At 58.2% G+C, this 26,752-nt stretch carries 18 protein-coding genes and 2 pseudogenes; 10 read left to right on the forward strand and 10 right to left on the reverse strand.

Going from position 1 to position 26,752, the window contains the following annotated elements; genetic code table 11:
* Positions 1-640: 640 nt before the first annotated feature.
* From P0D84_RS31245 to P0D84_RS31265, 5 genes and pseudogenes are all read right to left on the reverse strand, one after another.
* Positions 641-862, reverse strand: a pseudogene (locus tag P0D84_RS31245) (DDE-type integrase/transposase/recombinase); the annotation flags it as partial.
* 67 nt (positions 863-929) lie between these two features.
* A complete protein-coding gene (locus P0D84_RS31250; RefSeq protein ID WP_408343018.1) occupies positions 930-1,880 on the reverse strand; it encodes a dimethyl sulfoxide reductase anchor subunit family protein in 951 nt (316 codons plus the stop codon).
* A gap of 128 nt (positions 1,881-2,008) precedes the next feature.
* Positions 2,009-2,755, reverse strand: a complete 747-nt coding sequence (locus tag P0D84_RS31255; protein WP_408343020.1) for a 4Fe-4S dicluster domain-containing protein — start codon at positions 2,753-2,755, stop codon at positions 2,009-2,011.
* Positions 2,756-2,890: 135 nt separating this feature from the next.
* On the reverse strand, positions 2,891-5,812 hold the full coding sequence (locus tag P0D84_RS31260; RefSeq protein ID WP_408343022.1) for a molybdopterin-dependent oxidoreductase: 2,922 nt from the start codon (positions 5,810-5,812) through the stop codon (positions 2,891-2,893).
* A 143-nt stretch (positions 5,813-5,955) separates the two neighbouring features.
* Complete coding sequence (locus tag P0D84_RS31265; protein WP_408343024.1) at positions 5,956-6,888, reverse strand: 2-hydroxyacid dehydrogenase; 933 nt, start codon at positions 6,886-6,888, stop codon at positions 5,956-5,958.
* A gap of 268 nt (positions 6,889-7,156) precedes the next feature.
* Here P0D84_RS31265 and P0D84_RS31270 point away from each other — a divergent pair, with 268 nt between their 5' ends.
* On the forward strand, positions 7,157-8,662 hold the full coding sequence (locus P0D84_RS31270; protein ID WP_408343026.1) for a sensor domain-containing diguanylate cyclase: 1,506 nt from the start codon (positions 7,157-7,159) through the stop codon (positions 8,660-8,662).
* Between the two features lie 135 nt (positions 8,663-8,797).
* Here the strand turns inward: P0D84_RS31270 and P0D84_RS31275 are convergent, their stop codons facing one another.
* Together P0D84_RS31275 and P0D84_RS31280 are read right to left on the reverse strand one after the other, a co-directional pair.
* On the reverse strand, positions 8,798-10,045 hold the full coding sequence (locus tag P0D84_RS31275; protein WP_408343028.1) for an MFS transporter: 1,248 nt from the start codon (positions 10,043-10,045) through the stop codon (positions 8,798-8,800).
* A gap of 11 nt (positions 10,046-10,056) precedes the next feature.
* Entirely contained in the window at positions 10,057-10,308 is a 252-nt protein-coding gene (locus P0D84_RS31280) for a hypothetical protein (RefSeq protein ID WP_408343030.1), read from the reverse strand.
* A 748-nt stretch (positions 10,309-11,056) separates the two neighbouring features.
* Here P0D84_RS31280 and P0D84_RS31285 point away from each other — a divergent pair.
* The 6 genes and pseudogenes from P0D84_RS31285 to P0D84_RS31310 form a co-directional block, all read left to right on the forward strand.
* Entirely contained in the window at positions 11,057-11,779 is a 723-nt protein-coding gene (locus tag P0D84_RS31285) for an autoinducer binding domain-containing protein (protein WP_408343032.1), read from the forward strand.
* Between the two features lie 15 nt (positions 11,780-11,794).
* Positions 11,795-12,370, forward strand: coding sequence for an acyl-homoserine-lactone synthase (locus P0D84_RS31290; RefSeq protein ID WP_408343034.1), 576 nt, complete (start codon positions 11,795-11,797; stop codon positions 12,368-12,370).
* A gap of 166 nt (positions 12,371-12,536) precedes the next feature.
* Positions 12,537-13,394 (forward strand): hypothetical protein, encoded by an 858-nt coding sequence (locus P0D84_RS31295; RefSeq protein ID WP_408343036.1) that lies wholly within the window; start codon positions 12,537-12,539, stop codon positions 13,392-13,394.
* 50 nt (positions 13,395-13,444) lie between these two features.
* Positions 13,445-20,059, forward strand: coding sequence for a non-ribosomal peptide synthetase (locus tag P0D84_RS31300; RefSeq protein WP_408343038.1), 6,615 nt, complete (start codon positions 13,445-13,447; stop codon positions 20,057-20,059).
* Between the two features lie 55 nt (positions 20,060-20,114).
* Complete coding sequence (locus P0D84_RS31305) at positions 20,115-20,951, forward strand: HAD family hydrolase (protein WP_408343040.1); 837 nt, start codon at positions 20,115-20,117, stop codon at positions 20,949-20,951.
* Positions 20,952-21,024: 73 nt separating this feature from the next.
* Positions 21,025-21,126 (forward strand): annotated as a pseudogene (locus P0D84_RS31310) (VOC family protein); the annotation flags it as partial.
* On the opposite strand, the gene P0D84_RS31315 reads toward P0D84_RS31310, so the two are convergent.
* Entirely contained in the window at positions 21,123-22,523 is a 1,401-nt protein-coding gene (locus tag P0D84_RS31315; protein ID WP_408343042.1) for a heavy metal sensor histidine kinase, read from the reverse strand. The pseudogene P0D84_RS31310 and the gene P0D84_RS31315 sit on opposite strands and share 4 nt — an antisense overlap.
* Positions 22,520-23,191 (reverse strand): heavy metal response regulator transcription factor, encoded by a 672-nt coding sequence (locus P0D84_RS31320; RefSeq protein WP_169490501.1) that lies wholly within the window; start codon positions 23,189-23,191, stop codon positions 22,520-22,522. Before P0D84_RS31320 ends, P0D84_RS31315 begins: the two co-directional genes overlap by 4 nt.
* 184 nt (positions 23,192-23,375) lie before the next feature.
* Between P0D84_RS31320 and P0D84_RS31325 the strand changes: the two genes are divergently transcribed.
* The 3 genes from P0D84_RS31325 to P0D84_RS31335 all read left to right on the forward strand — a co-directional run bounded on the left by P0D84_RS31325 (position 23,376) and on the right by P0D84_RS31335 (position 25,495).
* Positions 23,376-24,008, forward strand: a complete 633-nt coding sequence (locus tag P0D84_RS31325) for a hypothetical protein (RefSeq protein WP_408343045.1) — start codon at positions 23,376-23,378, stop codon at positions 24,006-24,008.
* An 84-nt stretch (positions 24,009-24,092) separates the two neighbouring features.
* Positions 24,093-24,725 carry a cytochrome b/b6 domain-containing protein gene (locus tag P0D84_RS31330; RefSeq protein WP_408343047.1) on the forward strand — a complete coding sequence of 211 codons (633 nt, stop codon included), beginning with the start codon at positions 24,093-24,095 and terminating at the stop codon, positions 24,723-24,725.
* The gene (locus P0D84_RS31335) at positions 24,722-25,495 is read left to right on the forward strand and encodes a molybdopterin-dependent oxidoreductase (protein WP_408343049.1); all 774 of its coding nucleotides are present in this window, start codon (positions 24,722-24,724) and stop codon (positions 25,493-25,495) included. The genes P0D84_RS31330 and P0D84_RS31335 overlap by 4 nt, the downstream gene beginning before the upstream one ends.
* 20 nt (positions 25,496-25,515) lie before the next feature.
* On the opposite strand, the gene P0D84_RS31340 is transcribed toward P0D84_RS31335, so the two are convergent.
* Positions 25,516-26,529, reverse strand: a complete 1,014-nt coding sequence (locus P0D84_RS31340) for an AraC family transcriptional regulator (protein WP_408343051.1) — start codon at positions 26,527-26,529, stop codon at positions 25,516-25,518.
* Positions 26,530-26,752: the final 223 nt, after the last annotated feature.

Consider the following 26,752-nt stretch of genomic DNA (forward strand, 5'->3'; position numbering starts at 1 on the left):
TGATAAGACGGGTGATTGATCCGGGAGGACCGCATTCCAACTGATGCTTTCAACCGGCGTTAATCATCAAACCGCGTCATGGGAGTCTTCCTCCCCTCGTCCAACGCCGAAGCGCGGCGTAAATCTTTCAGAGGAAGGCGTTGTTTCATGTGCGGGCGTCAGGAAAGTCGAAAAGAAAGTTGAATCCATAACGCAATCATCATGCCAACATTACTTCTAATAATTGTATGCAAAGTTAGTCGTCTTGGTTCGTAATGAAGACGGGGTTTTGACGGCGTTGGGCCGGCGTGTTTGCGTTAATCCAGGAATGCGCCGGGGCTTTTCGAGAATCCCACCGACAGTGCAATGCAGCACCAGCGCGGCGCGCCGTGCGAGAGTAAGGGGCGCAAGCTTGCAGATGCCTTCTCGATGCCTTGCCGATAGACTGCAAGCAAATAAGTAGACAAAGAGTCATAAAATTGTATGCAATAGGTAAGGCTGTCGTTTGATTTTGTTAGGAGCGACCTTGACTGAACCCGCCGTCGCACCAGACAAGGCTTACACGAAGACCAGATCCATGCTCGGCTGCAAGAGGCCGTGCAGGAAGGCTCTGGCGGAAATAGCGGACGTAGCCGAAGAAGTTTTATTTTGATAGGATGACTTATGGAACCGAAAGGAGCGCATTCCAAACGGTCGGCATAGTGGTGTTTTTGAGGTCGAGCATCGAGAGATTGAACAGCCCCTTGCGAATGCGATGCATCAACTCGATGCCTGAAATCGTGGTGGCGGCGCTCTTAAACCGCTCGAGGCCAAGCATGACCTCCGTCCGGGACCTGATGTTTCGATGGTCTTGCTCGATCAGGCTATTCAGATACTTCGAGGATCTGACTTCAGTGTCGGCCGGAAGTAAGCCGTCAGCCTTCAATCAGGCGGTCGCGCCCATGCATGCATCATCCCACTCGCGCGTAATACAGATTCTGCGGGTGCTTCGCCTCGGCGAAGAAGAACCACCGCTCCGCAACGAGACCCGCGTACTGCACGAGACACGCGGCAGCCAGCAAAGTCAGTGACACGCCGACCGAATGCAATCCCGCGCCTAGCGCGATCAACGCAATAGGCACAACAAACGCCGCCGCCAGAAATCCCCACTTGACGCCGCGCAGCGTTCCCGCCGATTTACCGTGAAAGAACTCGCGCAGGTTGAACGCGCCGGCAGTAAAGCCGCGCGAGACCTGCACGAGCTTCGGGTTCTTGATGCCGGTCGCGCTCTGCACGGTCGACTTCGGCCGCAATCGCGCATTGCGCACCAGCGATGCCGTGCGGCTCGCGCAACCGGCAAGCGTCAGCACGCAAGCGCAGATCGCCAGGCCCGCTGTCAGTCCCGGTGCGAACCATGCGCTCAGCGCCGTCGCCAGCGTGAACCCGGACGCGCAGCCTAGCAGCACGAAATTGACCAGTGTGAGCGGCGTGGCCCATTCCTGCAGAAAACGCAGGCATGCATAGATCATCGCCGTGCAGACGAACAGCACGGCACTCGCCAGCACGCCGAGCCAACCAATTGCCAATGACCACGACGAGCCGAACCAGTGTGCAACAGCGTAGAAAAACGCACAGGCGAGAAATGCAGGCAGGCACAGACATTCGCGCGACAGCCACGAGGTTCGCCACATCGCGATTGCTCGCCATGCGCGCTCTGGATGCCCGAGATGGAAGAACGAGGCAATCAGTCCGAGCCCGCCGAGCACGAGCGTCAAGGCCGCGCCGGTGACATAGAACGCGTCCGCGGGTGCCATGACGAGCCCGAGATGCGCCGCCGTCTCCACGCCGACGAGTGCGATCAACAGACCCTGTGCCGCGCCGCTCAACGTAGTGAGAAAAACCACCGAAAAAGCCGGATTCATCGTGAAGTCCTTTAGATGCCTTAGAAGCCTTGGATGCCTTAGAAGCCTTAGAAGCCTTAGAAGCCTTAGAAGCCGTGGAAGCCGTGGAAGCCGTGGAAGCCTTGGAAGCCTTGGAAGCCTTGGATGCCTCAGATGCGCGTCGCCATCGACGCAAGATGCAGCTTGCCCCGCTCAAGCTGCGCATCGAGCGATTCAGGCGTCTCCTGCGCCGTACCCGCGTCTTTGCACGAGCACGCACCGCTGCCGCAACCGGATGCCAACGTCGTCGCGCGCGGCAAATAGTGGTTCGCCGGACGCGTGTTCCACTCAGGCATCAACTGATAACCGCCGCGTTCCTCGATCGCCTTCGACACCACCGACTCGGGATCGTGGATATCGCCAAACAGCCGCGCGGAGGTCGGGCAGGCGAGCACGCATGCCGGTTGGCGATCGCGCTCGGAGAGATTTTCGTCGTGGATACGATCGACGCAGAGCGTGCATTTGGTCATCTCCTTACGCGACTCGTCGAGTTCGCGCGCGCCGTATGGGCACGCCCATGCACAGTATTTGCAGCCGATGCATTTGTCGAAGTCGACCAGCACGAGGCCGTCTTCCTTGCGCTTGTAGCTCGCGCCGGTCGGGCAAACCGGCACACACGGCGGGTCCTCGCAGTGCAGGCATGACTTCGGGAAGTGGATCGTCTCGGCGTTCGGGTAGCTGCCGGCTTCGAAGCTTTGCACACGATTGAAGAACGTGCCGGACGGATCGGCGTCGTACGGGTTCAGATCGGCGAGACTGCCCGACTCGCCCGACGTGTTCCACTCCTTGCAGCTCGTCACGCAAGCCTGGCATCCCACGCATACGTTCAGGTCGATCACCAATGCCATCTGAGTCATCAATCGCTCCTTTTCCCATGCGTAACTGGTGCGCCACTTATCTGCCGCTCGTGCGCCACCTGTTCGCTACTCGCCCGCTACGCGCGCGCCGCTCGCGCGCTGCCGCCGGCTCACTGCTCACGTGCCATCCGTGTGCTATTTACGCCCCACCGCACCACGCAGCCGCGCCGCGAATTCGCCGCGTCCCGCGAAATAGGTCTGCACGACCCGCGATATCACCCCATTTGATCCCGGCAACGCCGGCATCGCGTCGAACTGCGGCAGCGTATGCCGCGCGTCCGCTTCCGCCGGATAGATCCGCACCCGCACGTCGTACCACGCGGCCTGGCCTGTCACCGGGTCCGAATTCGAGAGGCGTGCGGCCGCTTCGTCACGACCGGGCAACTCGTCGGTGATGAGGTGATTGAGCAGGAAGCCGCGCTGCGATTCGTTCGCGCCCGCGCCGAGATTCCACGCACCCGAGGCCTTGCCGATCGCGTTCCAGGTCCATACCGTTCCCGGCTCCACGGTCTCGCTAAAGCGCGCCATGCAGCGCACCCGGCCCCATTGCGATTCGGCATAGATCCAGCTGCCGTCGGTAATACCGTTTTCGGCCGCCATCAGCGGATTCATGTAGAGATAGTTCTCGCCATGAATCTGCCGCAGCCATGCATTCTGCGAATCCCACGAGTGGTACATCGCCATGGGCCGCTGCGTCACGGCGGCGAGCGGGAAGCGCGCGAGATCGGTGGAATCGCTTTCGAGCGGCGCATACCAGAACGGCAGCGGATCGAAATACTTTTCGACCCGTGCCCGCAGATGCTCGGGCGGCTGCCTGCCCTTCGTCCGGCCTTGCGCGGCGAGTCTGAACTTCTGCATGACGTCGGAGTACAACTGGATCAGAATCGGCTCGTTGAATTTACGGAAGCCCTTTTCCACCGCCCAGTCGAGATACGGCCCGTTGCAGTTGCGCATGTATTGCATCGCCTCGGGCAACCGGTAATGGAACACGCAGTTGTTCTTTGCGTACTGTTCCCACTGCTGCGGATTCGGCTCGCCCACCAGCGCCTTGTCGCCGTCCTTGCCGCGCCAGCCGATCAGAAAGCCGACGCCCGAATCAGGCGTCGTGGTGTGATTGACGATGAAGTCGGGATAGTCGCGAAAACGCCGCGTGCCTTCGGCGGTGGTGAAGGCGGGAAACTTCAGCCGTGAAGCGAGTTCGATCAGCACTTCCTGGAACGGCTTGCACTCGCCCGTCGGCGGCACGACGGGCACGCGCACGGAATCCACCGGACCGTCGAATTCGGAGATCGGCCGGTCGAGCATCGACATCGCGTCGTGCCGCTCGAGATAGGTCGTGTCCGGCAGGATCAGATCGGCGAACGCCGTCATCTCCGACTGGAACGCGTCGCACACCACCAGAAACGGAATCTTGTACTCGCCGTTCGCGTGCTTGTCGGCAAGCATCTCGCGCACCTTCATCGTGTTCATCGACGAATTCCACGCCATGTTGGCCATGAAGATCAGCAATGTGTCGATGGGATACGGATCGCCGCGCCACGCGTTGGTGATCACGCTATGCATCACGCCATGCACGGCGAGCGGATATTCCCAGGAGAAGGCCTTGTCGATGCGAACCGGGCCACCGTGTTCGTCGATGAACAGATCTTCGGGCGCGGCGGGCCAGCCGAGCGGGCCGCTTGCCAGCGGCGTGTTCGGCTTGACGGCGGCGGGGCTGTTCGGCGGTTTGGCCGAGGGCGGCACCGCGCGCGGAAACGGTGACTTATGACGAAAGCCGCCGGGGCGGTCGATCGTGCCCAGCAGCGACATCAGCACCGCCAGCGCGCGGATCGACTGGAAGCCGTTGGAATGCGCGGCCAGCCCGCGCATGGCGTGAAAGGCGAGCGGGTTGCCGGTGACGCTCTCGTGGGTCTCGCCCCACGCGTCGGTCCAGCGGATTGGCAGCGTGATCCGGTGGTCGCGGCTGGTCTGGATCATTTCGCCCGCGAGGCGGCGAATCGTGTCCGCCGCGATGCCGGTGATGCCGGCAGCCCATTCGGGCGTGCAGTCGGCCACGCGTTCGCGCAGCAGGGCGAATGACGGCGTGACTGGCGTGCCGTCGTCGAGCGTATAGCGTCCGTCAATAGCAGGCGTCACGCCGGGTGAATGATGCGGCACGGCGCGCGCGGCTTCGGCATCCCACCAGAGATGATTCTGCGGAAACAGCGGATTGCCGGCAGGCTGGTTGGGGTCACGCACGAACAGGCCGAAGTTCTCGCTGCCCGCGTCGAGATCGACGAGTTCCGCCGCGTTCGTATAACGCTGCACGAACTCGTGATCCCAGGCGTTGGCCGCGATCAGTTCGTGCAGAAACGCCATGAACAGCGCGCCGTCGGTGCCGGGTTTGATCGGCACCCATTCGTCGGCAATCGCCGCGTAGCCGGTGCGGATCGGATTGATCGCGATGAAGCGTCCACCCGCGCGCTTGAACTTCGAAATAGCAATCTTGAGCGGATTCGAATGATGATCTTCCGCCGTGCCGATCATGAAGAAAAGTTTGGCGTTGTCGAGATCGGGGCCGCCGAATTCCCAGAATGAGCCGCCGATCGTATAGATCATGCCGGCCGCCATGTTGGCCGAGCAGAAACCGCCGTGCGCCGCGTAATTAGGCGTGCCGAACTGTTTGGCGAAGAGGCCGGTGAGCGCCTGCATCTGGTCGCGGCCGGTAAACAACGCGAACTTCCTGGGATCAGTGGCGCGAATCGTGGCGAGACGCTTTTCGAGCACGTCGAACGCGACCTCCCACGACACCGGTTCGAACTGCGCACTGCCCCGCTCCGCACCCGCCTTGCGCATCAACGGCTGGGTCAGGCGCGCGGGCGAATATTGCTTCATGATGCCCGAGGCACCCTTGGCGCAGATCACCCCCTGGTTGAGCGGATGCTCCGGATTGCCGTCGATATAGCGCACCTCGCCTTCGCGCAAATGCACGCGAATGCCGCAGCGGCAGGCGCACATGTAGCAGGTGGTGGTCTTGATCTCAAGCCGTTCGTCCTGAGTGCGGGCGTGGTGTTCCATGCGGATCTCCGTCGCTGCTCCGGTTGCGTCGAAGCGGTTGGTTCGATACCGACCATCCTATTCGCCACCGGCCCACAAGGGAAATCGCGATTTATTAGAGAAACTATCCGCTGCGCTGATGGTTTCAATTTGCCTTCAAGATGTCAGATCGGCGTCAATACCGGTTCGCCCGCAAAATGGCGTCGCGCGTTCGTGAGGAAATTGTCGACCGAGGCCGTGATCGCCTCCGGCGAGCGGCCGCCCACGTGCGGCGTCAGGACCACGTTGCGCAGCGCCAGCAAGGCCTCAGGTGGATGCGGCTCGCCCTCGTAGACGTCGAGACCCGCGCCGGCAATCGCGCCGGCGGTAAGCGCTTGCGCTAAAGCAGCGGTGTCGACCACACTGCCGCGCGAGACGTTGACCACGAAACCGTCCGGTCCGAGTGCGTCCAGCACCGCCTTGCCAATCAGATGACGCGTGCCGGCGCCGCCGGGTGTCGCTACCACCAGAAAATCGCACCACTGCGCGAGCCCCTCCACGCTGTCGAAATAGCGCAGCGACGAGCCTTCGCGCGCTTTGCGGTTGTGATAACCGATTTCCATGTCGAATCCGGCACCCCGCCGCGCGACCTTCTCACCGATATTGCCGAGCCCAATGATGCCGAGCCGCTTGCCGGACACGTTCGGACGCATCGGCAACGTTTCGCGCCAGGCGCCCTTGCGGGTGTCCTGATCGAGTTGCGACACGTCGCGCACCACCGCGAGCAGCAAGGCGAATGCGTGATCGGCCACGCAATCGGCATTGGTGCCCGAGCCGTTGACGAGTACGATGCCGCGCTTGCGGGCGTGGTCGAGGGCGAGGTTTTCATAGCCGGCACCGAGCGCGCTGACAAACTCGAGCTGCGGCATCTGGTCGATTTCAGCGGCTGTCAGCCCGACCGTGCCGCTGGTCAGCACGGCACGGATCGTCTCGCCATGCGCGGCGATCGCGGCGCTCCGCTGGCTGGCATCGGTGGCATGGACGACGTCGAAAGCATTCTCGACAGCGGCGCGGCTTGCATCTTTCAAGGGGATAAGAACCAGCAGGGATGGCTTCATGACGGGCGTTTTTTCTTTGAGCGGTGATGGACGGGAGACACGACGCGTGAGTGTAACAAGGCTCCCGAAGCCCCGCTGGCAAGCGGTCGCGGGCGAACTGGCCGGTTGCGGGACGGCAGCGGAACCGTTGGCGTGCAGCTTGAGCCCGTCCGAAACCCCGCCGTTATCTTCTTCAATGGACCGGCACAACGGGGCGCCTCGAGCGTCTTTGTTTTGAGCCTGCCCCAAGCCGCATTAAAATAGCCCGAACTCCGACCACGGGAATCTCATGCTGGACATTCTCCCGCGCGGCTCAGCGCCCGCCAACGACGCCCCGAAGGAAGTCCCCCTGGGGGACGACTCTGAAATGTTCGAACTCGCACCTGTCTCACTCTGGCTCGAAGACTTCAGCGGCGTGCGTGGGCTATTCAACGCGTGGCGGGCTCAAGGCGTGACAGATCTGCGCGCCCATTTCGCCGAGGATCCGAGCCGGGTCGCCGAATGCGCGCACAGCATTCGCGTCATCAAGGTCAATCAGAAGACGTTGACGCAATTCGAAGCCGCCGATTTCGAGGCGCTCACCAGCAATCTCGCCTCCGTGTTCCGCGACGACATGCTTAAGACCCATCTCGAGGAACTATGCCAATTGTGGGCCGGGCAAACCCAGTTCACGAGTCAGACGGTCAACTACACCCTTGGCGGGCGGCGCCTCGACGTGCTGCTCAAAGGCGCCGTGCTGCCCGGCCATGAAGACAGCTGGGACCGCGTGCTCGTCTCCGTCGAAGACATTACCGAACTCGAAGGCGCGCGGCATCGCGTGACGCTTGCCGAACAGTATGCGCGCGGCCTGTTCGAATATTCGCCAGTGTCGCTGTGGGTGGAGGATTTCAGCGCGGTCAAGCGTCTGCTCGACGAAGCGCGCGCGGCCGGCATCAGCGATTTTCGGGTGTTCACCGACGTGCATCCGGAGTTTGTCGAGCGCTGCATGCAGGAAATCCACGTACTCGACGTGAACCAGTACACGCTCGCCATGTTCGCGGCGAAAGACAAAAAAATGCTGCTGGCGCGCCTGTCCGAAGTCTTCCGCGACGACATGCGGCCGCATTTCCGCGAGCAGTTGATCGATCTGTGGGAAGGTAAGCTGTTCCAGCAGCGCGAAGTGCTCAACTATTCGCTCGAGGGCAACGAGGTGCACGTGCACCTGCAGTTCTCCGTACTGCCTGGCCATGAACGCAATTGGGACCTGGTGCTGGTGGCCCTCACCGACATCACGGCGCGCAAGAAGGCCGAAGCTTACCTGGAGTTCCTCGGCAAGCATGACGTGCTGACCAAGCTGCGCAACCGCTCGTTCTATGTGGATGAACTGAACCGGCTGGAACGCAAGGGTCCGTGGCCGGTTACGATCATCATGGCCGATCTGAACGGGCTCAAACGCGTGAACGATCAGCTCGGCCACGCGGCCGGCGACGCCTTGTTACGGCGGGCCGGCGAAGTCCTTGCCAAGGCGACGGACGCGCCTTTTCACGCGGCGCGCATCGGCGGAGACGAGTTCGCCATCCTGCTGCCGGACACCGACGAGCGCGGCGGCGCCGCGATGATCGACGCGATCCGCCAGTTGGTCGATCTGAACAACCAGTTCTATCCGGGCTCGCTGCTGAGTTTTTCGATGGGCGCGGCGACGTGTCAGCGCGGCGACCGGCTCGAGGCCGGCGTGCAACGCGCTGATCTGCTGATGTATGAGGAAAAGCGCGGACACTATGCGAACCGTCCCGCTGCGGACGGTTCGGGCGACTGATGAGGTGTTTCATCCTATCCGCCGCGCGCAGCCGCAACCAGGTGCCCGATCATCCCGGTGTCGGTATTACCGGTTTGCGTCGTGACGGCCGGCAACCGGCTAAATGGCCAGGTTGACGAGACGCCGAGGAATCCGCTATCGCGCCGGCAGATCGCGGTAACGAGCGCGAAGCTTCGTGGCGCAGTACGCCGCCATGCATACCACGGCGCCCGCGCCCAATGCCACGCGCAGCCCCCAAAGCGGTGCACACGCGCCGAGCCACAACGCGCTGAGCGCCGGTCCGCCACGATAGGTCACGCCGTATAACGCAAGCACACGTCCGCGCATTGCCTGCGGAACCGATAGGTGAATTAGCGTCTGCGCGCCGATGCCGGTCACGACCACGGAGAAACCCAGCGCAAAGAACAGAACCAGCGCTACTGGGAAATGCTGCGTGAAGGCCAATCCGAGTCCGCACAGCGAGGCGGCCAACACGTGCCGCTCGATCAATCTCGCTAGCGGCGCCGTCGTGTCGCGGCCGCTGATCCAGATGCCACCCGCAAGCGCACCGGCCCCCGCTGCGGCGACGAGCAACGCGAAACCCTGTGCGCCCCGCTGCACCATAGCGTCCGCAATGGCCGGCGCCATGTCAGGGATACCGCGAAGGCAGACGGCGCACGCGATCAGAAGCAGGAAAATTGCCCGCAACGGGGCGTCCGATGCGAGGTAGCGAAATCCGTCCGTGACGTCGCGGCGCCAATGCAAGGGCGGCATATCTTCACGCAAACGCGGGCTCGCCGGAATGCGCACGATGGCGGCGATGAAGACGGCATAGCCCAGCGCACTGACGAAGAACAACGCCGAAGGATCGAGCTTCAGCAATAGCGCGCCCGCCACCGCCGGCCCCACAAAGCGAGCCAGGCTGAAGCACAGTGAGGTGAGCGCAACTGCCGAGCCAAGCTGTTGTTGCGGCACCAGCGTCGACGCCCACGAGAGGCGCGTAGGCTGACACAGTGCACTGGCGATACCCGTTACCAGAGTCACCACGAGCAGCCACTCCATCGAACTGGCGTCACCGAGAATCAGACAGGCCTGCAAAACGGCCATCGCCATCGCGACCCACTGACAATAGAGCATGACGCGGCGCGGGTCGCAACGATCCGCCATCAGGCCGGCAATCGGTGCGATGAACACCGTCGGGAAAAGATCGGCGAGGGCGAGCACGCCGAGCCATACGCTCGAATGACTGATCTCCCACACAAGCCAGCCGGCTCCCACCCGCTGCACCCACATGCCGATCAACGACAGGCTGTTACCGAAAACGAACAGCCTGAAGTCCCGGCACGCGAGTGCGCCGAAGCCCTTGCTCTTGGGCACGAGCCACCGCTGAAGGAAGCGCGCCATCGGCATTCTCCTCAGGGGCGCGAGAACGGCGCGGCATGCATCGCACCGGACTTCGTGCGTGTTCCGCCGACCCTGGATTCAACGCTCGCTGCCCGCTCTACTTCAGATAGGCGAACTGGAATGTCTGATCGTCGCTCCGGTTGACCTGTCCGGGCGTGAGCATGAATAAATACACTATTCGAATGATTTTCTTTCAGTTTTATCCAGTCTTTATCCGGATAAAAACCCTGAAAGTCTAAATTATCGTAAAGCATATTAATCACAAAAAACTCCTCGATGCGAAAGTCTTAAAAAGAAAACCTCTAATAACTCCACAGAATTTACTATCATTTACCACAATAAATTCAACAACTCAAATAATCACATGAGTTAAATTTCGACAAAACTCCAATGATTGGCAGCTACCAATTGAATTTCCAATTCCGCGTTTGAATAAGATGGTGATTCTGATTGGCGAAAATCAACAGGCTGCCAATGGTTGATTTGCCACGAGCGCGGCCCGGAATGCGGCACGCATTCAGCACGACATTGACCACATACGTTGTCCCTTAAGTGGGAGTGTCGTAACTGGCGTTAACCTGGAGCTGGGGCGGTGCGCGCGCCCATGGAGTCAAGTGCTCAGGCTTTCAGCAAGGCGCGCCGCGAGATCCCGTTTGCTTGCGCGTCGATGCACGCCCCTGGATGGGCGTCACCGCACTCGTACGCAGTGGCTTCGCGATCGTTCAATCTTAAAATTGCCCCAATCAAAAACACGGAAAAAATAGGAATTTTCTTAACACATCCAATATAGCCCGGGGAAATTCGTGAGTGCGCGTCCTTGTGCCGCATTACCAAAAATGGTAGGAAATTGCATTTCCGCTCCAAACGAGCCATTTTCTGATTTACGATATAACCCTGAAACGACAGACAAAAGGACAATTACTGCATGCGGGTCCAGGATATACCCCTGGAATACGCACTAATTTAATCGAAAGAAGTCTGTTAACAGAACCTGTATAGCGGAGCCCAGCGATGTCCCAACACCTCGCCGAATGGTGGAGCGATCTATTCTTCGAATTGCAAACCTGTGAGCATATTGACTGCGCATTTTCCACGCTGTCACGTGCGTCACAGGATCTCGGATTCCTGTATTGCGCATTTGGTTACGTGGAGCGCACTCCTTTCAGTTCCAGAAATATCTTCATCAAAAGTTCTTATCCTGAGTCATGGGTATTGAGATATCGGGAAAAGGAGTATCTGGATATAGATCCCATTGCCAGACTGGAACCGGTCGACCTTACTCCCGTAATATGGAACGACGAGCTCTTTGCCGACACGGCACAACTATGGGACGAAGCAAAATCGGCGGGACTAGCCATCGGCATTTCGCAGCCCTGCTGGGACCCGCGCGGTCAGTTGGGGATCTACTCGTTGGCAAGGGATTGCAATCCGCTCAGTTCTGACGAGATCAAAGCTCTGCGGCCTTTTCTCGCAGCACTCGCCCATTTGTCCATCTCGCACATCAGCCAGATTTCAGATCGGCAACAGCTCGTCACAAACAACGTGAAGCTTACCGACCGTGAAATCGAAGTTCTCCGTTGGACCGCGGACGGAAAGTCAGCAAAGGGAATCTCAAACGCCCTCGACATTTCCGTCGATACCGTGAATTTCCATTTGAAAAATTGCATGAGAAAACTCGACGCCCCTTCCAAGGGAAGCGCGGCGGCATACGCGATTGCCTACGGATTGTTGTAAGGACGGAGAAGAGTCATGGAAGATATCGTAGCCACCAAAATGAAGAGCCTGAGCCCTGCCGCGAGGCAGCAACTTGGCTTGTATCGGCACGCGGTGTTCGTCGAGCATCTCAAATGGGAACTGCCATCCGTCAGTCCCGAAACTGTCGAGGAATGGGACGAGTTCGATCGTGACGACTCCACCAATGTCATCGCTTATACACAGGACCGCTGCATCTGCGGCTATGCGCGATTGCTGCCCACTACCCGGCCCTATCTTCTGGGCGAGATTTTCCCCGACTTGTGTTTCAACCCGTTGATCAGCGACCCGTTTACGTGGGAGTTGTCCCGATTCACAACATTTCATGACGGCGCCGCCGTCAACGTACAAAGAATGCGCAGACTCCTCGGCTTCATTTTTTTGCATGCCAAATACTTAGGAATCCGTCGCTTTATCGGAGTTGCCCCATGTAGCATGCAACGACTCTATCGGCGCTTGGGACTGGTACTACACCCTATCGGTCCGATACACATAGGCAGAGGCGGCGTCGCCGCGTTTTCGCTGGACGTCGACGCGGCGGGACTAAAGGCCTTGCGCGTTGGCCGCCCTTGAACGGCACGAGCACAGTCACGCCCGTTCCACTGAGGACGTCATCTGAACGGCCAGCGATGCCATAGGACTGATGGCGAAAACTTTCGACTAGTGACCGCGCTTCTTCCCCTCGGCCCAGTCGGTAAGGTGCATTTTTCCAAAGTCGATTTTTTCAACGGAGGCGCCCATGTTTATTCGACGTACGATGCAAGAAACGGACTATGACCTGCTTACTCGATTTTTTGAACGGGATCTGGGAGGAAGACAATACTTCAACTGGAAAAATTTCCATGATCCACTTGCCTGCGGACCATTTAATCATCAAGCCGTTTGCTTTGAGGAAAATGATAAATGCCTTGGGATAATGTACTCCAGACATTATGATTTCCGGATTAACAATCGTGAAATCATTGTGAATTTGCTGGGCGATCTTGGCGTCGACAAGTGCTGTAAATCACGTAACGTAATCATCAACCTGTTTCGGCATGCCCACAACAGCAAAGCCGACCTCGTTATGTGCTTTTCGGATGCAAGAAAAATTCTTGCCTATCAAAAAATTTTCAACAAGTATTTTACAACAAGAACTCAGATTATTGGCTATACGGAAGTTACCTGCCAACCTCTGCCGATCGAATCACGCAAGTTAATTGAATCGCGCGATATTCCAGATAGCATCTGGAAAAATCAGCTTGGCCGCAAGCGAGACCAACGCACTATCGATTACCTCGCCACCCATCCCTTATATAAAAAAATTCATTACCTTCGTGATGAAGATAAATATCTGACCATCGGAATTACTGAAGAATATGCCGAAGTAATCGATATTTCCGACACTACAGAATCCCATTTCAAGTGGAGCCTCGGAGTGGCAGCACTATTCAGGAAAAATTGCCGAATTCTGCTTCACGAAAAACACGCACCTGGAATCGTCGAAAACATCCCGGTATTACTCCAAAAGCCCGTCTACATGCTCATTGGCTATCTGAACGACTTGCCCATTCTTGACCAGGATCGAGTGTGGATCGGACGCCTCGACAGACGCTAGCGCAATGCACAGACGTCGTGTCGACTCCATTTAAAATATCGGGTAATCTCATGCAAAAAATCAAATGCTCCCCTTATTCATTGCTTTTCTGGAATGAATTCAAGATGTCGCCGGAATCCTGCTCCTATAACATTGTTGTAGATCAGACAATCATCGGGCCACTGGATATCCCACATCTGGAAAATTCAATCGACGGATTCATCGCCGACCACATTTTATTCGATAGCCACCTTCTTGACGAAGATGACCAGATTTATTGGGTAAAGAACCATAGATCGGGACGACTGAACTATTTCAGCGGCATCGATGCGCAACAACAGTTCATAAGACAGCCATTTGATGTTGAAAATGGGCCGCTCTATAGATTTTCTTTGTTTGAAATTGGAAAGAACGAGTATGAATTGATCATCGTCGTGCACCATTTGCTTATCGACGGCCCATCGTTAAATCAATTTCTTCACGGTATCGAGGCACGCTACAACAGGACCGCCGCCTCAAGACCGCTGGAAGCAAAGGAAATTGCCGATATCAACGAAAAAATCGCGCGGGACAGCGAAGAACTGTGTCGATCGGGTGGCGAGACTTTCTGGAAAAATCGTCATCATGATTTCAATCGCAACGACGCAGCACTCCAATTTTCCGGAGTGGACCATTTGAACCGGCATGGTGATGCCTTGTTTTTTTCGCTAAGCAAGACAGACTTAAAAAACTGTCGCCCAGATAAGCCGCTGCGCCACGTTGCACCCTTTCACCTGTTTATCAGTGCGTGGGGTGCGCTTCTTGCCCGTTACGGCAACACAGAGACCAGCCAAATCAGCTTCCCGGTTGCCATTGAAGCCGGGCGTGATTTTTCCTTCGGAGCGCATATCAACGTCGCCGTATTATCGATGCGTCACGTGTTGACCGGCACGTTCCGCGAGTTATACGAGAGCAACCTGAATTTCTTCCGCGAAGCACGTTCAGCCAGCGGCGCTCGCTATACCGAACTGCCCACTCATCTGATTGCACGAGCTTGCGGCACGGAAATTTTCGACATAGGGTTTGCACAAACAAATTTGCGCGATTACGCCATGCAGTTTGCCGGCTGCAAAACCAAAGCTAATCAACGCTACTTTGACGATATGGGCGGCGCGTCACTCCTGCTGGAGTACTGCGAGTACGAGGACAACTTCATCTTTCGTCTACGTTATTTGCGTGATGTGTTTTCTGCTGATCAGATGCATGCCTGTGCCAGCCATTACCTCTTCTTTCTGCGGCAGCTCTTATCGCTGCCAGATGAACCGATCGGCGTTGTACCGTTGGCTGACGAACGGGAACAATGCAAGCTGGACGCACCTAACGCTGCCGACACACTTCGCCATCACCGGTCCAAACGAGTTGCCGATGCATGGTGGACAGAGCAACGTAAGGGTGTCGGCCCTGCTATTGACATTGGCGTCATGGCTAGCCAACGTTTCGATCCGCGACGGGTACGTGCGGTAGTCAATATCGCGTCCCAATTGCTGACGCTGGATGCCTCAACCACGGCATTACTGCAAGCGTTCTGCCAGGCCAGAGGACTAACCTTCCACGAGCTGGCGCAGTTCGGCTGGCACAAAATACTCCAGGTCTGGAGCGGCTCCTCACAAACCACGGTAGGAACAATGGTCCGTGGGCGAGATCTCGACGTGGAGGGCGTTGAAACCAGCGTACGGCTTTATGACAATGCCTTGCCATTGGTGTTGAACTGGTCACAAGGAGCGACCGTAGATGAGATGCTCAGGCAGGTCCAGCAGCGCATCGCGGAGTTGAACACCTACTGTCTCAACGCTCCGGCAGCGCCGCAACGAGGCGAGGAACGTCTCTTCCACAGCCTGATCACATTTGAGAACTACCCGAATGCGCGGCCTGCTGCTGGGCAATTGGAGGAACAATCGAATAGATCGGCGGACCAGCTCGACTATCCGTTGGCCATCGTTGGCCGACACCACGAAAAAGCCCTGACACTGCGCTTCGAATACGATGCAAACAGCTTCACGTTCGCGGATATCACGCGTTTGAAGGTGCAGTTCAGAAACCTGCTGCTCGCCTTATCCGGCGCGGGCGATAAACCGCATGACACGCTTGATATCCTCTCGGCAGAGGAACGATATCAGCTCGTCCACACATGGAATCCTCCTACCGCGCCCGTGCCTGATTACGGTTTGGCAGCACGTTTTGAGTTGATGGTCGAACGTCACGCGACGCGCATCGCGCTGGCGAGCGAAACCCACCAATACGATTATCTGGCGGTCAATCGGCGGGTCAATCAACTCGCTCACCATATTCGCCACCGCTACCTGCAACTGACCGGCTTACCAATAGAAGAAGACACTTTGGTCGCGGTCTGCATGGGACGTAGCCTGGACACGATCATCGCCATGCTGGCGGTGATCAAAGCGGGAGCCGCCTATGTGCCGATGGATCCGGAGGCGCCTTTCGAGCGCCAACGTTATATTCTGGCCGACGCCGGCAGTCGACTTGTATTGACACAGGCGGCCCTCTTACCAGGCTTACAGCATTGCGCACCCGACGCAGAGTGGATCGTCGTCGATCACGATTGCGCCGCTCACGCCAGTGAAGAAAATCCCGGTATCTATCGCGCGCCAAATCATCTGGCGAACGTGATCTACACATCCGGCACCACAGGTAATCCGAAAGGAGTCTTGATCGAACAATCCAGCGTCATCGGTCTTGTCGTCGACTCCGACACCGTACGCATCAGCGAGCAGGATACATTCCTGCAAATGGCAAGCCTTGCTTTCGATACGGCAACCATGGAGATTTGGGGGCCTTTGCTCAATGGCGCAAAACTGGCGATGTCAGTGCAGCGTGAGCAATTGTGGAGCGACGCCCGGCTTTTTGAAGCGTTTCTGCGTGTGCAGCATGTGACCGTTGGCCTGATCACCCGGAGCCTGTTCGACCATATGTATTTGGCAAATCCCACTCAGTTTTCCCGCTTTCGCTACTTGTTGGTGGGAGGAGAAGCGCTGACACCGGAAATCATGCGTCAACTGGCGCGCCAGCCGTTACGACCGGAGGTCATTCTCAATGGCTATGGACCGACGGAAAGTACGGTGCTTACCACCACCTACTCCATCACAGACATCACAAGCACCGAGGGCGCGGGAGCTATTCCGATTGGTCGTGCGCTGAGACATCGCACCTGCTACGTGCTCGACCAGAACGGCAGTCTACTTCCTCGCGGCGCCATCGGAGAGCTCTGTATAGGTGGTGGCGGCCTCGCCCGCGGCTATCTGAACTTGCCATCGCTGACACAGGATCGTTTCGTCAGCAATCCTTTTGCTCAGGAAGGACACGAGCGCATGTACAAGACAGGCGATCTGGTTAGATGGCTACCGGATGGTCAACTGGAGTACCTGGGCCGGAACGATCTCCAGGTCAAGATTCGCGGCTATCGCATCGAGCTAGCGGAAATTGAAGCGAAACTTCTGATGCATTCAGATATTACCCAGTGCGTGGTGACGGCCCGCGAGCAGCAAGGACAAAGTGGACGCCGTCACGAACTGTTGGCCTGGTATGTCGCGACCAGGCCCTTGACTGTCGAACATCTGAGCGCGTGGCTGACTCAGGAATTGCCCGACTACATGATACCGGCCCACTTTATTCCATTGGACTCCTTGCCGCTGACGCTGAACGGCAAACTGGATAGAGCGGCTTTGCTCAAACTTGAAGCACGAGTAGACACTACCTCAGGCCCGACCCCACGATCCGCACTTGAAAAAACCCTGCATGCTGTCTGGTGTGACGTGCTCGGAGCGACACAGATCAACGTCGAGGATGATTTCTATCGCATCGGCGGCGACTCCATTCTGAGTATTTTGTTGACCTCGGAACTACGCAAACACGACATTGCCTGCACCGTACGCACCGTGTTTGAACAACGTACGATTGCCCGTTTGGCACACTGGCTGGAGAACCAGCAAGCCACTGACAGGCAAATCAGTGAACAGGGGGCCCTTACCGGTCAGTTTCCGCTCCTGCCAATACAAAGCTGGTTCGCCTCTCAAGGATTTTCGCAACCTCATCATTGGAATCAGGCCTTTATCGTGAGCGTGCCGGCGCTACGACATTCGGATGTGAACGACCTGGTTGCGACCCTACATGCCCACCATGACATGTTGCGCGCCAATTTCCACTACGACGCGGCGGAAATCACCTCGCAAAGCTATCAACCAGATCTCCCGGCACCGCAGGCGGTGTTACTGGATGCAGCCATGGGCCAACAAGTGGTGGAAAGCCGCCTGACGGAGTTGCAGAGCAGTTTCGACCTGACACGCGGCCCGCTCTGGTGCATCGCATGGATTCACAACATCGCCGCAGCCGATCAGCAGCACCTGTTTTTTGCGGCCCATCACCTGGTGATGGACGCGATTTCCTGGCGCATCATTCAGGATGATGTGAAAACGCTGTGCAGTGGAGGGACTCTGGAGAAAAAGGGGAGCAGCTATCGGCAATGGGTAGCCGCGACGGAAAACTACGCGGCGGAGCATGCGGGCCAGGTTGCCGTGTGGCAGCAACAAATTGCGGACCAGCCGAACTATTGGCAACGTGCCGACATTATCGACGATTACCACCACACACCAATCCGGCTCGACACGGTGCAGACCGGCCGCATGCTCAAGGAGACCGCATCTGCATTTCATACCGAGATTAACGACCTCCTTCTTAGTGCGCTGAGCATCGCACTGCAGCGCTGGCACGGTCACCGGGAAAGCTGGCTCACACTCGAAGGCCATGGACGAGAAGAGATCGATCCGAGTCTGGATGTCCGCCGCACGGTTGGCTGGTTTACCTGTATGTATCCCATCAAGCTCTCGACCGAAGATACGCTGATCAGCACGATACGCGGTATTAAGGAGGCCCTGAGAGAAATTCCAGATAAAGGGATGAGTTACGGTGCGCTCAAGTACGCGTACACCGGCGATGTCGACATCGGTGCACTCAAAGCGCATTGCCTGCCGGCTATTAGCTTTAACTACCTCGGGCAATTCACATCCGGCGAGTCGGGCAGCCCATGGCAGATCTCTACCGAAGGTTGCGGCATCGTGGTGGACGCTCGCAACGCGGATAGCAATCTCATCAACATCACTGGCGGCGTTTTCGAGCAATCTTTGCGACTGTCTATCACAAGCCGCCTGCGTCCTGATATTGCACAAAAACTGGCAGACGATTTCACTGAAGTACTCAACGAAATCATTGAACTATGCGTGAGCGAATCCTCGCAGGAGCGCAGCTTGTTTAGCCCCAGTGACTTTCCCGATACGGCAGTCAGCCTGGCCGAACTGGACCGGCTTCAGGACAGACATAAAATCGAGAATATCTACCGCGCGACCAACGTGCAGCGCGAACTGATGTATTTCAATCGCGTCGATCCAGATTATCAGATAGACCAGGCCGTCCTGCGGATAGATGGACCGTTCGAGCCACAGCGCATGAGTGAGGCTTGGGCGCACGTCATAGCGCAACACGACGTCTTGCGGGCAGGGTTCAGCGACAGAGATTCTCCTGGGGATCCACATCTATTCATTTGCAAACAGGTAACGGCGCCTATTCAGAACATGGACTGGAGTCTGCTCGACGAAGAAGCGATGGGCGACACTTTACGCCAGACCGTCTTGCAACAGCGCAATCGGGCGTTCGACTTTGACCGGCCCCCTTTGTTTCGCATCCTCATTGCTCGCATTGAAGCCGAACGCCACCTGCTGATCTTTACTTTCAACCACATTCTGTTTGACGGGTGGTCCTTTCGAACCATGCTGAAGGAGATCACCGCGGCTTATGTTTCGCTCCAGGAAGGCGTGCCTGCGGTTAAACGGATGCGCAGTTTTGCGCCATTCCCGCGCTTTCTGCAACGCGATTTTGACCATCGGCAAGCGCGCATATTCTGGGAGCCTTACTTGCAAGGCGCAAAGCGAAACCAGCGTTTGCCGAGGGACGCCACTGAAACAGTGGATACTAGTCGCCAATTCCGCATGCGATGCGTGAACTCGGCACTGACGCTGGAGCACAATGACGCGCTATATGAGTTCGGCAAAACACACTGCTATACCGCGAATCAGCTTTGCCAGCTGGCCTGGATGTTGGTGCTTTCCGAAAGTCTGAACGAGGATGACGTTTCTATCGGCTCAACGATGAGTGAACGGCCGACACAAATCGTCGATGCTGCGCATTTGGTTGGCTTGTTTATCGCCAGCCCGGTGCTGCGCTTGACGGCGATTCGTCAGCGCAGTGTGCCGGACCTGCTTGATGATATCGCGCGTACCCAACCCGACCGTCAGCAATTCGCCTTCTATGAATTGAACCAATACGATCAGAACTGGGTTCCCGAGTCGCCCTTTGGCAGCTTGTTCGTGTTTCAGAATATGCCTGAGCTTGATCTGGGCAGCGATCCACCGTTTCGAATCAGCCTGGTGGATGCGGTGTCCGGCAGCAACCACCAGACCGTGTTTTGTCTGAGCCCCCATCCGGAGGGTCTGCGGCTGCAATTGTTCTACGACGCGCGAGAACTGGCGCAAGAGACAGTAGCTCGACTCCTGGCACGCTTTACTACGGTGCTGGTCAGCATGGTGACGATGCCGATCGATCCCACGGCCGTGCAACACATGCTTTCAAGCACGGAATGAAATAGAGCTTCTTCAAACCTCGGATCCGTCAGGCCTGGTCAACAGGAGTGCTTCCATGCCGTCGCAGTCTTCACTTTTTAGAGAACTGTCCGAACCGTGGCGTGCTGTCGTTATCGATCTCGATGGCACCCTTCTGAACGACCACGGAATGATTTCGGACTACTCCGTCAACGTGCTGGAACTTCTGCATCGACGCAACATGGTGATTGTCATTGCCACCGGACGACTCGATGTAGATGCCAGGCGAATTCTACAAAAGCTCAGCTTCACGCCAACCATTCTCTCCTGCAATGGCGCCCTGATCAAAACTGACCCACTGCTTTCGCCTGTACTGGAACAAACGCTACCACTAGTGTTGAGTGGAAAGATCTTGCGCTTTGCACGCCGCCTTCCCTTGCATGTCACGTTGTTTTCGCACACTGGCTGGCATTCCCTAACGCCCAATCCTTACTTCGCCGACTATATTGCCAGCTCCGGCCTGACCTGCCACTATCATGATGAAGGGACGCTCCACGACATTACGGCATTCAAGATTCTTTTACAGGGCGACGTCAACGCAACCGATACAGCTTTCATTGCATTGCGCGAGCGCTTCAGTGCCGTATCCGCGTTAAGCAAATCATCGCCGAAAACCATTGATATAGTTTCCCAAAATCAGAGCAAGATGACCGCCGCGAAGCTCTTCCTTGCGAGCCAACACATCCCGCTCACGCAAACGATCGCCCTAGGCGACGCCATGAACGACCTGGAACTCCTGAGGTCGGTCGGTCATGGTGTGCTTATGGGTAACGCCATGCACGAGCTGCGATGTCATTTGCCGAATCTTCCACAGGCGCTGACAAATCAGCAGGATGGAGTGGCACATTATCTTGAGCAACTACTTTCACTGTGACAATAACTGGCCATTGCGGCTTCACCGCAATACTCAAGCACACAGTCTGTGCGAACAGTGGCACCGCCCGGGCGCGGACCATTACGGCGCCTACTTCCGCGATCCAGACGGCAACAAGCTCTGCGTGTGTTGCCATGAACCGGACACGACCACGGCCGCGCAGGCAGCCCGCTAAGCGCCCGGAAAACACAATTCGAAACGCACCACGCCTGGGGCCGGACACACCACGCGCGCCGTGCCGCCGTGCAGATGCATGATCGCCTTGACGATCGAGAGTCCCAACCCGTTCGATTCGGTAAACTCGCTGCGCGCCGCATCCCCGCGGTAAAAGCGATCGAACAGGCGGTCCAGTTGCTCGTCAGGAATCGGCGCACCGTCGTTTTCCACCACCACCGTCGCGCCCCGTTCGTCCTGCCTGCCGCTCAAACGCACTACCGTATTGCCCGCACCATATCGCACCGCATTGACTACAAGATTATTGATCGCCCGCCGGCAGAGCATCGGATTGACCGACGCCACGCCCTGAGCCTCGACGGTAAAGCGCATGCCGCGTTCGTCGGCGGGGCCTTCGAAATAGTCTGCGATTTTGACGAGTTCGCCGCGCAGATCGACCGGCTCACGGTCGATGGACAATGCCGCATGATCCGCATGCGCGAGGAACAGAATGTTCTCCGCGATGTGGCTCAAACGGCTCAGCTCCTCGAGATTCGATTCGAGCAATTGCTGATATTCATCGGTTTCGCGCGGCTTGGCGAGCGTCACCTGGGTCTGGCCGATCAACGCGCCCACGGGGGTACGAATCTCATGCGCCAGATCGGCGGAGAACTGCGAGAGACGTTGATAACCATCGGCGAGACGGTCGAGCATGGCATTGAAGGCGTGCGTAAGTTGACGTAATTCAACCGGCGCGGCCTCACTGTCGAGTCGCACCGACAAACTCGCCGGACTGATCTGCGCCGCCCGCGTGGCGATCTCCCGCACCGGCCGAAACGCGTGGCGCAACACGTAGTAAGCGAGCAACGTGGCGGCCAGCATACCGGTCAGCGTGGCCAGTAAGATGCGATTGCGGTATGCGGCCAGCATCCGTACTTCCTGAGTCATCGGATGCGCGGCGATCACTTCGATTTCACTGCCGTCCTCACGCGCCTTGACGATGGCGATCGCCCAATGAACCGGAACGCCGTCCGGCAACAGGGTCTGGCGGATATCCGAAAGCGTCGGCAACCTATCCTCGGTGCCGGCCCGCAGTTCAGGCACCGCGACGTTCGCCGGATTCACGTCGATGAACGGCGCTTCGCCCGGACGGCGAAACAGCAACACATCCTGCTCCGCGCCGAGCATGCTCTCGAACAGCAAAGGCCGGCTCTTCAATTCGCTTACCGAATAGAGATCGTGCACGATGCGGCTGAAATGCTCGACACGGCCGGTGAGCACCAGGTCCGCGCGGCGCTGCAAGGTCACCTGAGCAGAGTGATAGAAATAGGCGCCCAGCGTGCCGATCACGACACACGCAATCGTCGCGAACAGCACCGTGGTGCGAGCCGTCAACGAACGTTCGGTCCACAGTTTCATGAACCGTCGCCGAACGTGTAGCCGATGCTGCGCACCGTATGAATCAGCTTCTTTTCAAACGGATGATCGACCTTGGCGCGCAACCGTTTGATGGCCACGTCGACCACATTGGTGTCGCTGTCGAAGTTCATGTCCCACACCTCCGAGGCGATCTGCGTACGCGAGAGCGCCTCACCCTGCCGGCGTACCAGCAGGTGCAGCAGCATGAATTCCTTGTTGGTCAGAGGAATCTCGACACCTTCGCGAGTCACCTTGCGCCGCAAGACGTCGAGCTTGAGGTCGGCGATCTCGAACACGTCACTTTCGCGGATCACGCCACGGCGCAACAGCGTGCGGATCCGCAACACCAGCTCGGTGAACGAGAACGGCTTGACGAGGTAATCGTCGGCGCCGAGTTCCAGGCCGCGAATGCGGTCGCTGACGTGATCGCGCGCGGTCAGGAAAATGACCGGCAAATCGCGCCGCGCCCGCAGCGCACGCATGATTTCCCAGCCGTCGATGCCTGGCAGCATCACGTCCAGCACCACGAGGTCGTACGCGTGTTCGAGCGCCATGTGCAGGCCGTCCGTGCCGGTGCGCGCGAGGTCGACCGCGTAGCCGCTTTCGCGCAGCCCCTTCTTCAGGTAGTCGCCGGTTTTCGGGTCGTCTTCGATGACGAGGATGCTCATGATGCCTGGATTTCCACCCCGTGCGCCGTCTCGCGCGTGGGTCGTGGATAGGGACGTGGATATGCCGCTCATTCTACGTGGCCGCGACGCACCGTTCATGACGTTTTTGTCATCCGTCTGTCACTCGCCGGAGCCGCTCGCGCGCCTAACCTGACCCTATCCTCCACCCACCCAGAGCAGACTCATGAAGATTGTTTCCGCTAATGCGATGCGCACCTTCGTCGCCCCCGTGCTCGTCGCAGCCTCGTTGTTCGCCGCAGGATCCGTCGCGCAGGCCCAGAGCACCGCACCCACCGGCGTACGCGGTACGGTGACCGCATTCTCGGGCGACCTGCTCAAGGTCCATACGCGCGACGGCAAAGACGTTGACGTGAAGCTTGGCAAGGACACGCCGATTCGCGGTGTCACGCTCGCCAATGTGAACGACATCAAGCCGGACAGCTATGTCGGTACCGCAGCGATCCCGCAGCCCGATGGCACGCTGAAGGCGCTCGAAGTGCACGTGTTCCCCGCCAGCATGCGTGGCTCCGGCGATGGTCATCGCCCGTGGGATCTCGGCGCGAACAGCACGATGACCAACGGCACGGTCGGCTCGCTCGTGGTCAGCAACGGCCGTACGATCACCGTCAAGTACAAGGACGGAGAAAAGAAGATCGTGATTCCGCAAGACGTGCCTATCGTCGCGCTTGAACCGGGTGACCGCTCGCTGCTGGTGCCTGGCGCGAAGGTTGTGCTGTTCGCCCACAAGGAAGCCGACGGCTCGATGGCGGCGAATTTCATTTCGGCGGGCGAGCATGGTGTAACGCCGCCGATGTAATACGGCGTTTCTTCAGCCGTTCGAACAGTCGCGTCGTTTAATGACGCGGCTTTCAACTTTTTCCTCGTGTCGTCACTCCCCACCATGCCCGAACCGCAAGCGCGCTTTGTCGTCCATCCGCTCGTCGTACGAATCACGCACTGGATCAACGCATTTGCGATGGTCTGCATGGTGATGAGCGGCTGGGCGATCTATAACGCTTCGCCCTTCTTTCCGATCAGATTCCCAGCGTGGGCGACCGTTGGCGGCTGGCTGGGCGGCTCGATTGCATGGCATTTCGCGGCGATGTGGCTGTTATGCGCGAATGGCCTGCTATATATGGCGTATGGCTTCGCGCGTGGGCATTTCCGTCGCAAGCTATTGCCGATCTATCCGCGCGATGTCTTACACGATGCCACATTAGCCATGCAATTCAAGCTGCCGCACGACACCGGCAAATATAACGCAGTGCAGCGCGCGCTCTATCTGTTCGTCTTGTTCCTTGGCGTGCTGCTGGTTGCCTCAGGACTTTCGATCTGGAAGCCGGTGCAATTTTCGTGGCTTACCGCACTGTTCGGCGGCTTCGATTTCGCGCGTCGCGTGCACTTCATAGCGATGGCGGGCGTGGTGGGTTTTGTCGTCGTGCACCTCGCGCTGGTGCTGCTGGTGCCGCGCACGCTGTTGCCGATGTTGACCGGCCGCGCCCGGCTCTCCACGCACGAAAGGAGCAAGGCATGAGCGAATCAGAACGCCGGGACTCGCGCAGCTCGCGCATTGTTCTCGCCGACCACAAACCGCAAATCGAACGCCTGCAGCGGCGCCTGTTTCTGCGCTCATCGCTTTCGATCGGCGCGCTCGCGATGCTCTCGGGCTGCAACATGCAGGACGGCGATTCGGTCGACAAGGTGTTGTGGGCCATGTCGCGCTGGAACGATCGCGTGCAGGGATGGCTGTTCGATCGCAACAAGCTCGCGCCGACCTATTCGGCGAGCGAAATCACCGACCCGTTCCCCTTCAATGCGTTCTATCCGGAGTTCGACGCGCCGGATATCGACGGTTCGACGTATCAGCTGGAAGTGTCCGGTTTAGTGTCCGACAAGCGCACATGGAATCTCGATCAACTGCGCGCTTTACCGCAGGCTTCACAGATTACGCGCCACATCTGCATTGAAGGATGGAGTGCGATCGGACAATGGCGAGGCGTGCCGTTTCGCACTTTTCTCGAACGTGTCGGCGCCGATCTGAGCGCACGCTATGTCGGCTTCAAATGCGCGGACCGCTATTATTCGAGCCTCGATATGGCGACGGCGTTGCATCCGCAAACCCAACTGACACTCGATTTCCGCGACGCGCCGCTGCCGGCCAAATACGGCTATCCGCTCAAGCTGCGCGTACCGACCAAACTCGGCTTCAAGAATCCAAAGCACATCGCGGCGATTTTCGTGACCAACACGAACCCTGGTGGCTACTGGGAAGACCAAGGATACAACTGGTTTAGCGGGCTATAACGCTTCCTGCAAGCGCCCGCTCATACCGCGGTGACATACCGTGCAACCGGCTTGACGACGCGTGGTGGCGGCGCATCGTAGACGGTGCGCATGCGTTTGACTTCATCCACCGGGCTCAAGCCGAACAGGCGCTTGAATTCACGGCTGAATTGCGACGCGCTTTCATAACCGACGCGCGCCGCGGCCGCGCCCGCATTCAAACCATCCTGCACCATCAGCAAACGCGCGTGATGCAAACGCGTGGTCTTCACGTATTGCATCGGCGAAGTCGCCGTCACGGCTTTGAACTGCGCATGGAAAACGGCGACGCTCATACCCGCTTCAGAGGCGAGCGTATCGACATCGAGTTCTCCGTGATAGTCGGCGTGGATGCGCCTTAGCGCTTTGGCGATGCGGCCGAAATGATTCTGATGCGTGAGCGCCGCGCGAATCGCGTCGCCCTGCTCGCCCGTCAATACGCGATAACAGATTTCGCGGACCACGCCAGGCGCGAGAATGCGCGCATCGAGCGGCGAGGCCAATGCTTCCATCAATCGCTGCACGGCATTGGATAACGCCGGATCGAGCGGCGTCGAATAGATGCCGAGCGGTTCGTTCTGCGTGGCGCCTTGGGTTTCGTTCAGCGCCATCAGCAACTCGGCCACCATGGTCAGATCGACGCGCACCGAGATCGCGAGGAATGGCTCTTCTGGGCTCGCCTCGGTTTCACATTCGAACGGCAGCGGCACCGACAACACCAGGTATTGTTGCGCGTCGTACTGGAACACCTGATCGCCGAGAAAACCGCGCTTGCGACCCTGGCAGACGATCACGATGCTCGGCTCGTACATCACGGGCATACGCGGCATCGGCTGATTGGCCCGCAGCAGATTGACACCCTCCAGGCTCGAGCGGGTGATGCCCGGATTGGGCGCGAGCGCGTCGAACCATTCGACGAGACGCTGCTGGGCAGGACTGCCGGGGGCGCCATCGACCGGATCGCCATTGCGCGCGTCGAACTCGGCCGAGGTAGGTTCAATGGAACGGGTTGACATGACGATATAGTGATGTGCAAGAGAATAATGCTTGAAATTTATCACCAAACGACCTACTGCGCTCGTCACCAGGAGTTTTAGGCAAACCTTCAAGATATTCAGGTATTCCCCGCTTCGCTCCCGGCTCCTACTATGGGAACCCTGCCGGATCATCTTTTTCCGCGCTGCGCCGGGCTCGGTCGCCCGTTCACCGTTTCGGTGAATACGTCGACCACCGCCTGCG

This window comes from Paraburkholderia sp. RL17-337-BIB-A, from assembly GCF_046025895.1.
Classification (GTDB): domain Bacteria; phylum Pseudomonadota; class Gammaproteobacteria; order Burkholderiales; family Burkholderiaceae; genus Paraburkholderia; species Paraburkholderia fungorum_C.

What these genes read in the sequence shown, in the direction of transcription:
- P0D84_RS31340 (WP_408343051.1), bottom strand. Translation starts at nt 26,529, where the DNA reads ATGTCAACCCGTTCCATTGAACCTACCTCGGCCGAGTTCGACGCGCGC.
- P0D84_RS31250 (WP_408343018.1), bottom strand. Translation starts at nt 1,880, where the DNA reads ATGAATCCGGCTTTTTCGGTGGTTTTTCTCACTACGTTGAGCGGCGCG.
- P0D84_RS31255 (WP_408343020.1), bottom strand. Translation starts at nt 2,755, where the DNA reads ATGACTCAGATGGCATTGGTGATCGACCTGAACGTATGCGTGGGATGC.
- P0D84_RS31325 (WP_408343045.1), top strand. Translation starts at nt 23,376, where the DNA reads ATGAAGATTGTTTCCGCTAATGCGATGCGCACCTTCGTCGCCCCCGTG.
- P0D84_RS31335 (WP_408343049.1), top strand. Translation starts at nt 24,722, where the DNA reads ATGAGCGAATCAGAACGCCGGGACTCGCGCAGCTCGCGCATTGTTCTC.
- P0D84_RS31315 (WP_408343042.1), bottom strand. Translation starts at nt 22,523, where the DNA reads ATGAAACTGTGGACCGAACGTTCGTTGACGGCTCGCACCACGGTGCTG.
- P0D84_RS31290 (WP_408343034.1), top strand. Translation starts at nt 11,795, where the DNA reads ATGGAAGATATCGTAGCCACCAAAATGAAGAGCCTGAGCCCTGCCGCG.
- P0D84_RS31270 (WP_408343026.1), top strand. Translation starts at nt 7,157, where the DNA reads ATGCTGGACATTCTCCCGCGCGGCTCAGCGCCCGCCAACGACGCCCCG.
- P0D84_RS31300 (WP_408343038.1), top strand. Translation starts at nt 13,445, where the DNA reads ATGCAAAAAATCAAATGCTCCCCTTATTCATTGCTTTTCTGGAATGAA.
- P0D84_RS31260 (WP_408343022.1), bottom strand. Translation starts at nt 5,812, where the DNA reads ATGGAACACCACGCCCGCACTCAGGACGAACGGCTTGAGATCAAGACC.
- P0D84_RS31275 (WP_408343028.1), bottom strand. Translation starts at nt 10,045, where the DNA reads ATGGCGCGCTTCCTTCAGCGGTGGCTCGTGCCCAAGAGCAAGGGCTTC.
- P0D84_RS31265 (WP_408343024.1), bottom strand. Translation starts at nt 6,888, where the DNA reads ATGAAGCCATCCCTGCTGGTTCTTATCCCCTTGAAAGATGCAAGCCGC.
- P0D84_RS31295 (WP_408343036.1), top strand. Translation starts at nt 12,537, where the DNA reads ATGTTTATTCGACGTACGATGCAAGAAACGGACTATGACCTGCTTACT.
- P0D84_RS31285 (WP_408343032.1), top strand. Translation starts at nt 11,057, where the DNA reads ATGTCCCAACACCTCGCCGAATGGTGGAGCGATCTATTCTTCGAATTG.
- P0D84_RS31320 (WP_169490501.1), bottom strand. Translation starts at nt 23,191, where the DNA reads ATGAGCATCCTCGTCATCGAAGACGACCCGAAAACCGGCGACTACCTG.
- P0D84_RS31305 (WP_408343040.1), top strand. Translation starts at nt 20,115, where the DNA reads ATGCCGTCGCAGTCTTCACTTTTTAGAGAACTGTCCGAACCGTGGCGT.
- P0D84_RS31330 (WP_408343047.1), top strand. Translation starts at nt 24,093, where the DNA reads ATGCCCGAACCGCAAGCGCGCTTTGTCGTCCATCCGCTCGTCGTACGA.